Annotated in this window: 12 protein-coding genes and 3 pseudogenes; 7 read left to right on the top strand and 8 right to left on the bottom strand. The window is 63.1% G+C overall.

Annotation, left to right across the window (positions count from 1 at the left end; all coding sequences use genetic code 11):
* Window positions 1-47 precede the first annotated feature (47 nt).
* Entirely contained in the window at window positions 48-812 is a 765-nt protein-coding gene (locus X751_RS162690; RefSeq protein WP_023682417.1) for an arginyltransferase, read from the bottom strand.
* A gap of 139 nt (window positions 813-951) precedes the next feature.
* A complete protein-coding gene (locus X751_RS162695) occupies window positions 952-1,422 on the bottom strand; it encodes an RDD family protein (RefSeq protein WP_023673020.1) in 471 nt (156 codons plus the stop codon).
* Window positions 1,423-1,675: 253 nt separating this feature from the next.
* On the opposite strand from X751_RS162695, the gene sthA reads away from it, so the two are divergent.
* Window positions 1,676-3,064 carry a Si-specific NAD(P)(+) transhydrogenase gene (gene sthA, locus X751_RS162700; RefSeq protein ID WP_023730842.1) on the top strand — a complete coding sequence of 463 codons (1,389 nt, stop codon included), beginning with the start codon at window positions 1,676-1,678 and terminating at the stop codon, window positions 3,062-3,064.
* A 57-nt stretch (window positions 3,065-3,121) separates the two neighbouring features.
* Here sthA and X751_RS0132415 read toward each other — a convergent pair whose 3' ends face one another.
* Entirely contained in the window at window positions 3,122-3,793 is a 672-nt protein-coding gene (locus tag X751_RS0132415) for an alpha/beta hydrolase (RefSeq protein WP_245265718.1), read from the bottom strand.
* Between the two features lie 217 nt (window positions 3,794-4,010).
* On the opposite strand from X751_RS0132415, the gene opgC reads away from it, so the two are divergent.
* Window positions 4,011-5,225, top strand: coding sequence for an OpgC domain-containing protein (gene opgC / locus X751_RS162705; RefSeq protein ID WP_023743625.1), 1,215 nt, complete (start codon window positions 4,011-4,013; stop codon window positions 5,223-5,225).
* Here the strand turns inward: opgC and X751_RS162710 are convergent.
* A complete protein-coding gene (locus X751_RS162710) occupies window positions 5,214-6,323 on the bottom strand; it encodes a substrate-binding domain-containing protein (protein WP_023743624.1) in 1,110 nt (369 codons plus the stop codon). The two genes, opgC and X751_RS162710, sit on opposite strands and share 12 nt — an antisense overlap.
* A gap of 146 nt (window positions 6,324-6,469) precedes the next feature.
* Here X751_RS162710 and X751_RS1000000167385 point away from each other — a divergent pair, with 146 nt between their 5' ends.
* Window positions 6,470-6,613, top strand: coding sequence for a hypothetical protein (locus tag X751_RS1000000167385; RefSeq protein WP_023673015.1), 144 nt, complete (start codon window positions 6,470-6,472; stop codon window positions 6,611-6,613).
* Window positions 6,614-6,852: 239 nt separating this feature from the next.
* Here X751_RS1000000167385 and X751_RS01000000163365 read toward each other — a convergent pair.
* Window positions 6,853-7,225: pseudogene (locus tag X751_RS01000000163365) on the bottom strand (DUF423 domain-containing protein).
* Between the two features lie 43 nt (window positions 7,226-7,268).
* Window positions 7,269-8,534, bottom strand: a complete 1,266-nt coding sequence (locus tag X751_RS162715) for a multidrug efflux MFS transporter (RefSeq protein WP_023743623.1) — start codon at window positions 8,532-8,534, stop codon at window positions 7,269-7,271.
* Window positions 8,535-8,683: 149 nt separating this feature from the next.
* Here X751_RS162715 and X751_RS162720 point away from each other — a divergent pair, with 149 nt between their 5' ends.
* Together X751_RS162720 and X751_RS162725 are read left to right on the top strand one after the other, a co-directional pair.
* Window positions 8,684-9,349 (top strand): GntR family transcriptional regulator, encoded by a 666-nt coding sequence (locus X751_RS162720; protein ID WP_023689520.1) that lies wholly within the window; start codon window positions 8,684-8,686, stop codon window positions 9,347-9,349.
* 109 nt (window positions 9,350-9,458) lie between these two features.
* Window positions 9,459-9,692: a DUF982 domain-containing protein gene (locus X751_RS162725; RefSeq protein WP_245259900.1), complete on the top strand. Its 234-nt coding sequence runs from the start codon at window positions 9,459-9,461 to the stop codon at window positions 9,690-9,692.
* Between the two features lie 72 nt (window positions 9,693-9,764).
* Here the strand turns inward: X751_RS162725 and X751_RS1000000165065 are convergent, their stop codons facing one another.
* Window positions 9,765-9,923 carry a hypothetical protein gene (locus tag X751_RS1000000165065; protein WP_023673009.1) on the bottom strand — a complete coding sequence of 53 codons (159 nt, stop codon included), beginning with the start codon at window positions 9,921-9,923 and terminating at the stop codon, window positions 9,765-9,767.
* A gap of 177 nt (window positions 9,924-10,100) precedes the next feature.
* On the opposite strand from X751_RS1000000165065, the gene X751_RS162730 reads away from it, so the two are divergent.
* Window positions 10,101-11,072, top strand: a complete 972-nt coding sequence (locus X751_RS162730) for a glycosyl transferase family 90 (protein ID WP_023700560.1) — start codon at window positions 10,101-10,103, stop codon at window positions 11,070-11,072.
* A 20-nt stretch (window positions 11,073-11,092) separates the two neighbouring features.
* Here the strand turns inward: X751_RS162730 and X751_RS01000000163360 are convergent.
* A pseudogene (locus X751_RS01000000163360) lies at window positions 11,093-12,212 on the bottom strand (aldo/keto reductase).
* Between the two features lie 243 nt (window positions 12,213-12,455).
* On the opposite strand from X751_RS01000000163360, the pseudogene ppk2 reads away from it, so the two are divergent.
* Window positions 12,456-13,377: pseudogene (gene ppk2 / locus X751_RS01000000163355) on the top strand (polyphosphate kinase 2).
* Window positions 13,378-13,529 lie beyond the last annotated feature (152 nt).

Below are 13,529 nucleotides of genomic sequence, written 5' to 3'. Positions count from 1 at the left end.
TCGTCTCGGCTGAAAATGTTTAGATCAGGATCTGGTAAGAAGAAAAATCAGCGCGTGACCGCTTCGTGGTCGTAGCGTTCCCAGCCCTTCGGGCCGAGATGCTCCTGCGGCATGAAGCGCATTTTATAGTTCATCTTGCGCGAGCCGTTGACCCAGTAGCCGAGATAGACATGGGGCAAGCCCATGGCCCGGGCGCGGGCGATATGGTCGAGGATCATGAAGGTGCCGAGCGAACGGTCCTCGAACTCGGGATTGAAGTAGGAATAGACCATCGACAGGCCATCGGCCATCTTGTCGGTCAGCGCCACGGCGATCAGCTCGCCCTGGCCCTTGCCGGTGATGAATGTGTCGGGGCCGCGGCGCCGGTATTCGATCACCTTGGTGTCGACATGGGTATCCTCGACCATCATGGCGTAGTCGAGCACCGTCATGTCGGACATGCCGCCGCGGCGATGGCGAGCGTCGAGATAGCCGCGAAACAGCGAATACTGCTCGGTCGACGGCTGCGCGTCGTGCATGGCGCCGATCAGATCGGAATTGCGCTGGATCACCCGCTTCATGTTGCGGCTGGCGGTGAACTCCTGCGCCAGGATACGCACCGAGACGCAGGCGCGGCAGGTCTCGCAGGCGGGACGGTAAGCGATGTTCTGCGAGCGCCGGAAACCGCCTTGCGTCAACAGATCGTTCATCTCCGGCGCCTTGTCGCCGACCAGATGCGTGAACACCTTGCGTTCGAACTGGCCCTCGAGATACGGGCACGGCGATGGCGCGGTCAGGAAGAACTGCGGCGACTGGGTCGGATGGTGCGTCATCGAACCTTGGGAACACTCCTGCGAATCGCTCTACCTTTGGCTTGGCTGGCGAAAAATTCAACAGGATTGTGAAGGCGGGGTTGAACGGACCCCTTCACATTTGCGCACAAATGCCTGTTGGCGTCGGTTGAACGCCGGTTCAACGGTCGCTGCGGCTGACGACGGTGCCAAGCAGCAGGTCGTGCAGTGTGCGCTTGCGATCGGAAAACAGCGTCACCAGGAGGACGAGCGGCGTCAGGATGACCGTGCTCGCCCAGAACAGCACCGAATGGACAACGGCGGTGAGGCCGTCGATACGGCTGCCGTCGAGACGATCGAGCCGAATGCCCATCATCTTCATGCCTGATGTGGCCTGGTTGCGACCGCCCAGCGTGTTCCAGATGTAGAGAATGGCGACCGCCGGCACGAGGATGGAATACAGCGCCCAGCCAAGACCGAATGTCAAAAGGCCAAGCACGGCCACCAGGATCGCGAACGGAATGGTGAGCAGCGCCACGATGCAATAGTCGATGATGAAGGCCAGGATGCGCCGCGTGCGCACACCGTCATAGGCCCTGACGTCGTCGAGCCTGCTGGTGATGATTTCGCCGTCAAGTACGCGCGCGTTCATGTCATGTCCTCGTAACAGGCGCCACGCTAGGGTGCGCCGCCACTGAAATGGTGAAGACCGCGGGCGGAATCAAGATCGGTTCGTCCATCGGTCCGGCTCGGCAGTGTGACGAGGTTGAGCCGATTGAATTTGGTGGACGGATGGCGTTNATCGGTCCGGCTCGGCAGTGTGACGAGGTTGAGCCGATTGAATTTGGTGGACGGATGGCGTTAGCTTGCTGCGGCGCAACAAGACGCCGAGGGGACGGGGTTACATGGATTACGACATGCTGGTCATCGGCAGCGGCCCTTCCGGGCGCCGCGCCGCGGTGCAATCGGCCAAGCTCGGCAAATCGGTGCTGGTGGTCGACAGGGGCCGGCGCCTCGGCGGCGTCTCGGTGCACACCGGCACCATCCCGTCGAAGACGCTGCGCGAGACGGTGCTGAACCTGTCCGGCTGGCGCGAGCGGGGCTTTTACGGCCGCGGCTACCGGGTCAAGCAGGACATCTCCATCGCCGACCTGGTCGAGCGGCTGCACAAGACGCTCGACCACGAGGTCGAGGTGCTGCAGCACCAGTTTATGCGCAACGCCGTCAAAAGCGTGCGCGCCATGGCGAAATTCGTCGGCCGAAACAAGGTCAGCCTGACGGCAGACAATGGCGACTACTCGGAGGTTGGTTTCACCAATGCCCTGATCGCGGTCGGCACCAGGCCGCACCGGCCGCGCGACGTGCCTTTCGACAAGATCCGCGTCTTCGACAGCGATGAGATGCTGGAACTCGACCATCTGCCGCGCACGCTGACGGTGATCGGCGCCGGCGTCATCGGCGTTGAATATGCGACGATCTTTTCGGCGCTCGACGTGCCGGTGACGCTGGTGGAGCCGCGCAACACCATCCTCGATTTCGTCGACCGCGAGATCGTCGACGACTTCATCCACCAGATGCGCGACCGCGGCATGACCATTCGCCTCGGCAGTACGGTCAAGGAAATCGTCTCAAAACCCGACTATGCCGAAGTGACGCTCGCCGATGGCCGCACCATCCGCTCCGAGATCGTGCTTTACGCCGCCGGCCGCAGCGGCAATCTCGGCAGCCTCGGCCTCGACGTGGTCGGCATCGAGGCCGATTCCCGGGGCCGCATCAAGGTCGATCCGCAGACCTTCCAGACCAGTGCGCCCAACATCTATGCCACCGGCGACGTCATCGGTTTCCCCAGCCTTGCCTCGACATCGATGGAGCAGGGCAGGGTGGCCGCCTGCCACGCCTTCGGCGTGCAACTGCCACCGCCGCCGGAAACCTTCCCCTATGGCATCTACGCCGTGCCGGAAATCTCCACCGTTGGTCAGTCGGAGGAGCAGGTGCGCGAGAGCGGCGCTGCTTATGAAGTCGGTCTGGCGCGGTTCCGCGAAACCTCGCGCGGCCACATCATGGGCGTCAACTCCGGCTTTCTGAAGCTGCTGTTCTCGGTCGAAACGCGCCGCCTGCTCGGCGCCCACATCGTCGGCGAAGGCGCCACCGAACTGATCCATATCGGCCAGGCGGTGATCAACCTCGGCGGCACGGTTGATTTCTTCGTCAACAACACCTTCAACTATCCGACGCTGGCCGAAGCCTACAAGATCGCCGGGCTCGATGCCTGGAACCGGATGGGACAGGGCTAGGCGACGAGCATCTGCTCAGCTGTTCCGCCGGGCGCCGATGCGGTCTACCAAGGTCTCCTAGCCTGCCTGGCGTGCGACCAATGCTGGTCCCGCCAACCATTGCCGGACGATGGCGGCATCCGGGTCGCCGATTTCGTGACCTGAAGGCACGATGCGCGCATCGACCTCGGCGCCATGTTTGTTGAGCAGCCTCACCAGTGGCGGCGCAAACGGCCCGTAGGTCTCGTCGGCGGCACCGGCGACAATCAGGACGCGCGTTCCGGTCAGATCGGTTGCCGGCGCATCGTCAAGCACGGGCATCGCTCTCAGCAGCACTGCTTTTCGGACTAGGTCAGAGTTGAGCAGCATCAGGCTGGAAACCAGATTGGCGCCGTTGGAATAGCCGACGAAAGTCGCCCGGGCGAGGTCGAGCCCGTGGCGCTTTGCGGCCTCGCTTGCGAAGGCGGCAAAGGCCAATGTTTCGGCACGGATGCTCGCCTGTTCGAAACTGGTCGGCGTGATCCGCTCGAACCAGCGGAAGCCGTCTTCTTGGCGGATGCGGCCACGCACCGCGACCAGCGTGGCGTTGGGGGCGATCTGCCTCGCAATCGGCACCATCGTCGTTTCGTCGACACCCGATCCGTGCAGTAAAAACAGGCTCTCGCCGCCGGCATTCTCCGGCTTGAGGAGGCGGTAGGGAAACGCCAGATCCTGATGCAGAAAGGCGTTCTCGTCGCTATATCGATGCACGCTCATATCTCGTTGTTTTCACGGAGACATTGGTCCTTTGCCAGCTTCAAAACGGAATATTTTCACGCTCCGCCAAATGTGATTGCAACAGGCTCATTTCAGACCGTTTCTGCGCCGATATGCTCCCTGCGGGAGGAATCGAAGCGGTGTGCGCCGATGGTCGCATCCCGGCATGAACAACGCGAGCATCCTTGCTCTCCTTTGAGGCCTTTTGTCGATGACCCTGCCAGTCCCGCCCGATCGCGCCCCGCGTATCGCCGATCGCGCTCCGCGTATCCCCGATCGCGACACGCGCGTTGACGTGTTCCGTGCGCTCGCACTCCTGACCATCTATATCGACCACGTGCCGGGCACCGTCTTCGAAACGCTGACCTACAAGAATTTCGGATTCTCGGACGCGGCGGAAGCCTTCGTGCTGATTTCCGGCATGTCGGTCGCACTCGCATATGGCACCAAGTTCCAGCCGGGCGGCCGGCTGCTGGCGATGTTGAAGATGTGGCGCCGGGCCGGCGTGCTTTACAGCGCCCACATCGTCACCACCATGGTTGTGATGGCGTTGTTCTGCGCCGCGGCGGTGTTCGGCCGGCGGCCGGAACTGCTCAAGCTGATCAACATCGAGCCGCTGATGAAGAACACGCCGGAGGTCATGATCGGCATTGTCACGCTCGGCCACCAGCTTGGCTACAACAACATCCTGCCGGTCTATGCGGCGCTGCTGTTGATGGCGCCGCTCTTCCTGCTCTTCGTCAGCTACCGGCCGCTGCCGGCGCTGGTCTTTTCCGGCGCGCTGTGGCTCGTCGCCGGCCTCTGGCAGATCGCGCCGCCGAACTATCCCGAGCCCGGCTTCTGGTTCCTCAACCCGCTGTCCTGGCAATTCCTGTTCAACATCGGCCTTGCCGGCATGCTGCATGTCAGGCGCGGCGGCACAATTCCCGTCAATCGTTGGCTGGTGGGCGCCGCGGCGACCTATGTCGCGGCAGCGGCGGTCTGGGTGCACAGCCCGCTCTGGGGCGAGATAACGTGGTTTAACCTGCCCGTGGTGATCGGCGGCTTCGACAAGACGTTCCTGTCGCTGCCGCGGCTCCTGCACATATTGGCGGTGAGCTATCTGATCGTCGCCATGCCGGCTTTCTCGAATCTGTTCCGTCTCAGCCCGGACCATCCGCTTGCCCTGCTCGGCAAGCGCTCCTTGCCGGTGTTCCTCGCCGGCACGCTGATCGCCATGGCGGCGCAGGTGATGAAGCTGAGCAATCCGGGCGGCTTTGCCTATGACGTCTTGCTGATTTCGGCCGGCATCGCCATGCAATTCGCGCTCGCCTTCTATCTTGAGTGGCTGTCCGGCATCGGCTTGGGCAAAAAGCCGGTTCGCAAAGAAGCGCCAGCCGTTCACCAGACCTTCGGCATGCCCGCGATGCCAAGGCTAAGCCGATGATCCCACATCAGCCGCCTGGCTAGCAGGCGAGGGGCCGGACGACCCCCGCACCACAAGATCGACCGGCAGCAATTGCCGGTGCTGCGAGCCGTCATTTTCGAGGATCGCCTTGACGGCCAGCCGGCCCATCTCGGCGATCGGCTGGGCGACAGTGGTTAGTGGCGGCTCGGAGTCGGCGCCTTCCGGCACGCCGTCGAAGCCGACGATTGACACATCGCCCGGCACGGCAATGTTACGCTCGCGCAGCCAGTCGAGCGCATGCAGCGCGATCTTGTCCGACATGGCCAGGATTGCCGTCGGCGTCTGCGGCAGCGCGAAAATATGATCGAGGCCGGCCCGAACGCTCGCCTCGTCATTGAGGGTTTCGTAGATTGGCACTTGCGAGACGTCGATGCCGAAGCGGGAGAGCTCGCCGAAATAGCCACGCAGACGGTCGCGTGTGCCCGAGTAGAGGGATGTCGTCTCGACTTGCTCCTGCGTGACGGGACCAAAGCCAGCGTCGGCAGATTCCAGGGCGAGTACGGCAAAGCTGCGATGGCCGAACTCGGCCAGATGGCGCGCCGCCAGACCCGCGCCGGCGACGTTGTCGACGCCGATCGCAGCGACCGCCTCATTTTCCGAATCGAGATCAAGCGCCACGAAAGGCAGTTTGCGTTCGCGCGCCAGTTCGACCAGCCGCGACCCACCCTCGATGCAGAACACGATGAAGCCGTCGACCAGGGCGCTCTGGATGTTCCAGGCGAGCTGCTCGCTGTTGGCGGCCGAGACCAGCGAAATTCCGGCGCCGGTGGCGTCGCAGGCCTGCGAAATGCTGGCCATCATGACGCGGGCAAAGGGATCGTCGAAGAAATAGGACAATGGTTCTGCCGTTGCCACGCCGATGGCGTTGACCTTGCCGGCGCGCAGCAGCCGGCCCTTGGGATCCGGGCCGGCATAGCCCATGGCTTCCGCCGCCGCCTTGACCCGCTCGCGGACCTCTTCGCGCACGATTTCCGGGCGAGCGAACACGTTGGACGCGGTACCGTGCGAGACCCCGGCCGCCTTGGCGATGTCGGCAAGCCGCACTGGTCTCGTCTTGCCGGAGGTCAATGCCGTCATTTTCGTCTCCTGAACCGGAGCCTGTTTAGCACTTTCGTTGGATCGGTTCAAATTTTCCCTTGATAGGACGGCGGAGAGGGTCTATATTTGAATCGATCCAAGGGATTCATCAAGTACAACTTGGATCGATTCAAGAGGAGGGTGCCATGCATCCCGTGAATTATCTGTTCGAAGACATCTACGGCAATGATTGGGGCATAGTCTCCGACGCCGCCACCCGCAGGCGCCGCGACAAGGTCGGGCCGTGGAGGCGTGACCTGCAATACCTTGTGAAACGCAAGCGCAGCTGATCGGCCAGACATTTTCGTGCCAGCTGATTGGATCGATTCAAGTTCTTGAAGAGGAGAACGAACATGCATCCCGTGAAACATCTGTTCGAAGACATTTATCGCAACTACTGGGGTATCTCGCCTGCCACGGAGCAGCCGGAAAGGCGGCGGCCGTCTGCCAAGCGCAACCGCGACCTGCTGCCGGAAACCGGCAGGATTAAGCCTCGTGTGATATCTGATGGGGCAGGGTTCTTGGCTCGTCAGGACCGTTGCCGCACGAGCGCCGAGGCCGCGATCACCAGCCAGCCCGCGATGAGCAAGGTGCCGCCGATCGGCGCCGACATCGGGAACAGCCGCGATCCCACGAAATCCCGTGCCAGCAGATCGCCGCAGAACAGAACAAGCCCGACGAGCAGCACCAGGCTGCCGATCCGCAAGATCCGGTTTGCGCCGGCGAGGCCGACGGCCAAAAACACCGGCGCATGCATGAGCAGGAAGGATGCGGCCGTGCCGACGAACGCGCCGCCGAGATGCGCTGAAGCCGCCGACAGCGCCACGCCCGCCGCCGGCAATGCCGCCGGCGAAAACGAGGATGCGCGCGCTGTTTGCTGGTGCTGACTCGGCGATGCTCATTTCTCGGGCTCCGTGATTGACGATAGGCGGCGCGACCTGTCTGTCAGGATTTTTCCGATATCGCCAGCATGTCGCGCGTGCGGCGCGCCTGGGCCAGCCAATTGTACGCGGCACCGCCCGCGATCAGCACCGACGTGCCGAGAAACACCGCGCGCATGCCGAAATGGCCGCCGACGAAGCCGCCCAGCAGCGGCCCCGCAACCTGGCCGACATATTGCGCCGAGATTGCCAGGCCCAGCACATTGCCGCCGACCCCATCGGGAACATTGTGGCGGATGACGCTGGTGATGCAGGGCAACAGCCCGCCCAGCACCAGACCCATAAGGAACCGCAGCCCGACCAACTGCCAGCTCTCGGTGACGAAGGCCTGCGGTATCAACAGCAGCGCCGAGACGGCCAGCGATGCGACGATGACGTTCCAGTGGCCGATGCGGTCGGCGAGCTTGCCCAGCCGTGACGCCGACAGGATGGCGCCCAGCGCCGCCGCCGACATGACGACACCTGAGACCAGGGTCACCCGGCTTGCGTCCGCGACCAGTTGCTGGACGTAAACGGTGATGATCGGCTCGATCGACATGTTGGCGAAGGTGAACAGCATGCCGGTCGCCAGCATGGCCACGACAGGGCGTTTGTCGGGGATCTGCGCCCAACTTCCCTTTGGTTTCTCCTCGCGTTTTGCCTGTACTGGCGGGCGAGGCATCTCCTTTATCAGGAACGTCGTCGCCAGCGCCGCCAGGAAAATGACGCCGCCCGCGATGAGGAAGGTGGCGCGAATACCGATCAATGGCGGCAGCGCGCCGCCAAGCAACGGGCCGACCAGGGAGCCTGCGGTGATGCCGGCCGACAGCACGCCAAGCGCCCAGCCGGAGCGCTCCTTCGGCGTCTGCATGGCGACAAGTATGGTCGAGCCTGAGGAATAACCGCCGGCAAAGCCGATCAGCAGGCGCAAAAGCACCAATTGCCAGACGGTCTGCACCATGCCGGTCAGCGACATGCAGATCGCCATGCCGAAACTGGCGCGCACCAGCATCACCTTGCGGCCGTAGCGGTCGCCGAGCCGCCCCCACAGCGGTGCGACAAGGGCCGCGGCAAGGAAGGTGGCGCCGAAGGCGATGCCGGACCATTGCACGATCGCTGCGTGGCCCACGGCGCCCAGCTGTTCGACATAGAGCGGCAGGAACGGCAGCAACAGCGTCATCGCCACAAGCGTGCTGAACGATCCGGCAAAGCACACGAACAGGTTGCGCCGCCAATGAATGTTGTAGGTGGAAGGCGCTTGGGCGGCCTGCGCTGCACTGTCCTGCGGCATGTCCTGTCCTGTCCGCTTGCTGCGGATACCATTTTGGGATACCAACTTGGTACCTCATGGACGCAAAGCCCGGCTGCTGTCAATCAGGCGCTCTCAATGTGATCGGCAAGACCAACGGGCAAGGCCGATCGCCAGCAATGGAAGCAACTATGTCGCAGATGCAGATCGTCGAAAAAGCGCTTCGCGAGATGATCCTTGGCCTCGAGGTCGGTCCTGGCGAGCGGCTGACGGAGCGCTGGATCGAGAGCCGCTTCGGCGCCTCGCGCACGCCGGTCAGGGCAGCCCTGCTGCGGCTGGAGACGGAAGGGCTGATCTGCCGCGACGGGCGCGGTTGGACCGTGTCGCCGATCAACCTTGCCGAACTGGAACAGATCGCGGTGTACCGCGAAGCCGTCGAGGTCGCGGCGGTCAGGCTGACTTCGGCGCTGGCCGACAGGAGCGCAGCCGATGTCATCGAGGCGATGCTGGACTCCTGCGACACTGCCACGCCGCGCGAGGAATGGCACCGCGTCGGCATGGATTTCCATATCGAACTGGCGCGGCTCTCCGGCAACGAGTTCCTGTTCCGGGCCGTGCGCGATGCCATGACGCGGCTGTCGCGGGCGCGCTGGCTGGAGGTGCGCGACGAGGCGGCCCTTGGCCGCGCCTGGAGCGAGCATCACGCCATTCTGGCAGCGGTGCGGGCCGGCGATGCCGATGCGGCGGCGGCGCGACTTTCCGCCCATATAGCCGGCAGCCGCGCCCGCCTGGTGACGTCGTTGCACAATGACCGGCGCGGCCTGCGCGCCAGGGGTTTTGCTGTCGTCGCCGCTTGATACCGGTCACGAAAACGAAAGAACGCCGACGCCATCCGCTTTCGGCCTCGCTTCGCGGACGCCGATGGCGTAAGAGGCGGCCATGGAAAACAACCGATTTGAAACACCCGTGACCGTTAAGTCGGGCACGGAGGGAAGCACTCAGCTCTTGCGTACGGTGCGTGAGGCTTCCGATTACCTGCTCAACAGCTGGCCCGGCAAGCGCAGCCCCAAGCATCGCGAAGCGCTGCAGGCCTGCCATGACGCGCTGGCCGGCGACAAGCCGGCGATGATTGCAAGACGCGCCTTCATCGCCGCCGCGCGCGAGGTCAACGTCTTCGTCAGCGACAAGGCCCCGGCCTGATCACATCGGCCTGATCAGACCGGCATTTTGCCAGGATCCGGCCCGTTTCGCGGGCCGGTGATCCTGTCTTGCCTATTTTTCTGTCTCGGTGTCGGTTTTGGAACTTGCCTCGTTCTCAGGCTCGGCGCGCTCCTTGGCCGCGACCTTGGCGGCGAGCTTCTCCGCCTTCTTGGCGGCCTTCTGCCGGTCGCGCTCTTTGCGTTCCTGACCGTAATTCGGTGGTCGAGCCATATCGTTTCCTTTCGCTGTGCCTGATCCTGCCTAGAAGCATTGGCCGGCAAACACAACAGCGCCGCGAGGGCAGATGCCAGCGGTTCTGGACTTGCGTGATGGCGAACACAATGGTTTAGAAAAGGCTGCGGGACAGTTGCTGGAGCCGCCGCCGACCGATTTCGAATCAAAACGCCGATGGCCACGCTTCAAAGAAACGCACAGAAGCTGATCTACTATGCGCGCAACGCCATGCGCGACATCGCGCCGCCGGTTCTTTTCCGGCGCCGGCTCGGCCGGCTGCTCGATCAGGCCAGGCTTTCCGACGCATCGGTCCGCCAGCGGCTCAATTACTACAACACGCTGCGGGAGCCTTTTAGCCCCAGCCCCGAGGCCGTGCCGGTCAGCCGGCTGCCGTCGGACCGCAGCATGTACTATTACGATCTGAAGGAGTTCACCCGTTATTTCGACCCAGATCTGCGCATCGACCTGGAATTCGGCGACGTCATCGAAGTGCCGAAGATGCCGTCGATCGTCAAGGACCGGCCGATAGCGGGCGACAACGGCAACGGCGTCCTGTTCAAGCTGAACAAGTTCCGTCATTTCTACATGCCGGCCGACGATGTCGCCTTCGCCGACAAACATCCGCTCGTCGTTTGGCGCGGCGAACTCAACAATCCGATCCGCACCTTGTTGCTGGATGCAGCCCGCAATCTGCCGTTCTGCGATGTCGGCACGCCGAGGGCGACAGCACCTGCGGAATACCGCAAGCCCTATCTCAGCATCGATCAGCAGCGCCGCTACCGCTACATCATCTCGCTCGAAGGCAATGATGTCGCGACCAATCTGAAATGGATCATGAGCTCGAACTCGCTCTGCCTGATGCCGCCGCCGACTTACGAGACCTGGTTCGCCGAGGGGCAGCTCGAGCCCGATGTCCATTATGTGCCGCTGGCGCCCGACTTCAGCGATCTGGCCGAGCGGGTGCATCATCTCGAGCAGCATCCGGCCGAGGCCCAGCGCATCGTTGCGGCGGCCAACGCCTATTGCCGCAAATTCGCCGACGAGCGGGCCGAGCAGGCGATCTGCCTGCTCGTGCTCTACAAATATTTCGTGCTCAGCGGCCAGATCGAGCCCGATCCGCAGGTCTGGCGGTTTATCGCGGGCTAGCGGCTTCCGGCGCCCTTAAGTCAGATGACGCTGCGGTCCATAACCAGATCGGCCGGGCCGAAGCGGTCCTTCGCCGTAAACTGCTGGTGCCAGTAGGGATAGAGCACCGGAGGCCGGCTGACGGCATCGAGACGCTGGCGTTCATCAAAGGACAGCGTCAGGCTCGCCGCGGCGAGATTGTCTTTCAACTGGGCTTCGTTGCGCGCCCCGATCACCAGCGAGCTGACGGCCGGCCGGCCAAGCAGCCAGGCCAGCGCCACCTGGGCCGCCGAAACGCCGCGTGCCGCACCGATATCGACCAGCACGTCGACAATCCGCCACAGCCGATCCTCGTCGCGGATCGGGGGTTCCGACCAGCCGCCGATCTGGCGCGCCGTCGGACTGTCGCGGCGGTATTTTCCCGACAGCAGGCCACCGGCGAGCGGGCTCCACACCAGCACGCCAAGGCCCTGGTCGACCGAGATCGGCAAGAGCTCATACTCGGCCTCGCGTGCTTCCAGCGTGTAGTGGATCTGCTGGGTGACGAAGCTCGGCTGGTGCTGGCTGTCGCTGATGCCCAGCGCCTTCATGACCTGCCAGCCGGAATAGTTGGAGCAGCCGACATAGCGGATCTTGCCCTGGGCAACCAGCGTGTCGAGCGCGGCGATGGTTTCCTCGAGCGGCGTCGCGCCGTCCCATTCGTGCAGGAAATAGATGTCGATGACATCGGTCCTGAGGCGCTTCAGGCTCTTCTCGCATTCGCGGATCAGATGATGGCGCNAGGAAATAGATGTCGATGACATCGGTCCTGAGGCGCTTCAGGCTCTTCTCGCATTCGCGGATCAGATGATGGCGCGACAGCCCTTCGTCATTGGGGCCCTTGCCGATCCGCATGCGCGCCTTGGAGGCGATCAGCACGTCGTTCTTGCGCTTGCCGCCGAGCGCCTCGCCGATGATCTCTTCCGACAATCCGTTCGAATAGACATTGGCGGTGTCGATGAGATTGATGCCGGCATCGATGCAAGTGTCGATGATGCGCGAGGCCTCCGCGAGATCGGAATTGCCGACGGCAGCGAACGGCCCGCTGCCGCCGAAGGTCATGGTTCCCAAGGTCAGCGCCGAAACTTTCAAGCCGGAACGGCCAAGCGTGCGGTATTCCATGTCAGATCCTCGTAGTTTTGGTGGGGAGGTGGTTTTAGCAGGAAAGGGCGGGGAAGCCCGAACGGGTCCGCCATTTGTAGGACAATTTGAGCGGCTTGTCGCCATCCCAGGGCGATGGATCGGCAATGCTCGCTGGTTTGCAGTGATGACCGGCTGGCCGGCGGCTTGCAATAAAACCGTCATTGCCGGCCTATATCAAGTCGGCTCAGGGTTTCATGTCAGCCGGCAAGCGGAGCAGTGGAAATGAATGAGCTAAAGCAGAATTCTGCGGCCAGGGATTGGCTGGAAGCCGAACTCGCCGACACGCTCGATGAGGACTATGAGCTGGAAATCTCGGAGCCGGCGCTGTCGCTGGAGATCGCCAAGATCTACAAGAACGCGCATCCGCCGTCGATCGATCGCATGCAGTATTTCCGCGACCTGATCGGCTTGCAGTCGGAACTGATCAAGCTGCAGTCCTGGGTTGCCTACCACAAGAAGAAGCTGGTGGTGGTTTTCGAGGGCCGTGATTCCGCCGGCAAGGGCGGCGTCATCAAGCGCATCACCCAGCGCCTCAACCCGCGCATCTGCCGCGTCGTGGCGCTGCCGGCGCCGACCGAGCGCGAAAAGTCACAATGGTATTTCCAGCGCTACGTGCCGCATCTGCCGGCCGGCGGCGAGATCGTGCTGTTCGACCGCTCCTGGTACAACCGCTCCGGCGTCGAGCGGGTGATGGGCTTTGCCGAACCCGATCAGGTCGAAGAGTTCTTCCGCGATGTGCCGGAGTTCGAACGCATGCTGGTCCGCTCCAGGCGTCACGCTGGTCAAATACTGGTTCTCGATCACCGACGAGGAACAGCAGATGCGCTTCATGATGCGCATCCACGATCCGATGAAGCAGTGGAAGCTGTCGCCGATGGACCTGCAGTCGCGCGTGCGCTGGGAGCAGTACACCAAGGCCAAGGAAGAGACGTTTGCCCGCACCAACATCCCAGAGGCACCGTGGTACATCGTCGAAGGCAATGACAAGAAGCGGGCGCGGCTGAACTGCATCGACCATCTCCTCAAACAGCTGCCCTATGAGGACGTGCCGCACGAAGAAATCACGCTGCCCGAGCGGGTGTTCAACCCGGAGTACGAGCGCCAGGTCCTGCCGCGCGAGCTTTACGTGCCGGAGAAGTATTGAGCACTTTTCCTTCTCCCCGTTTCACGGGGAGAAGGTGCCTGAAGGGCGGATGAGGGGCAGCGCCGGCATCGACGAATTCACAGCCGTCGGACGCTGCTAACCTCCAAAAGCAGCGCTGCCCCTCATTGCCTGCCGGGCATTTCTCCCCGTAG

The organism is Mesorhizobium sp. LNJC394B00 (assembly GCF_000502555.1).
Lineage (GTDB): Bacteria > Pseudomonadota > Alphaproteobacteria > Rhizobiales > Rhizobiaceae > Mesorhizobium.
The sequence above is the reverse complement of the archived record's forward strand: the minus strand, read 5'-3'. Positions and strand labels throughout refer to the sequence as shown.

Coding starts and splice junctions, on each gene's coding strand:
- X751_RS162690 (WP_023682417.1), bottom strand. CDS start 812: ATGACGCACCATCCGACCCAGTCGCCGCAGTTCTTCCTGACCGCGCCA.
- X751_RS162695 (WP_023673020.1), bottom strand. CDS start 1,422: ATGAACGCGCGCGTACTTGACGGCGAAATCATCACCAGCAGGCTCGAC.
- sthA (WP_023730842.1), top strand. CDS start 1,676: ATGGATTACGACATGCTGGTCATCGGCAGCGGCCCTTCCGGGCGCCGC.
- opgC (WP_023743625.1), top strand. CDS start 4,011: ATGACCCTGCCAGTCCCGCCCGATCGCGCCCCGCGTATCGCCGATCGC.
- X751_RS162710 (WP_023743624.1), bottom strand. CDS start 6,323: ATGACGGCATTGACCTCCGGCAAGACGAGACCAGTGCGGCTTGCCGAC.
- X751_RS1000000167385 (WP_023673015.1), top strand. CDS start 6,470: ATGCATCCCGTGAATTATCTGTTCGAAGACATCTACGGCAATGATTGG.
- X751_RS162715 (WP_023743623.1), bottom strand. CDS start 8,534: ATGCCGCAGGACAGTGCAGCGCAGGCCGCCCAAGCGCCTTCCACCTAC.
- X751_RS162720 (WP_023689520.1), top strand. CDS start 8,684: ATGTCGCAGATGCAGATCGTCGAAAAAGCGCTTCGCGAGATGATCCTT.
- X751_RS1000000165065 (WP_023673009.1), bottom strand. CDS start 9,923: ATGGCTCGACCACCGAATTACGGTCAGGAACGCAAAGAGCGCGACCGG.
- X751_RS162730 (WP_023700560.1), top strand. CDS start 10,101: ATGGCCACGCTTCAAAGAAACGCACAGAAGCTGATCTACTATGCGCGC.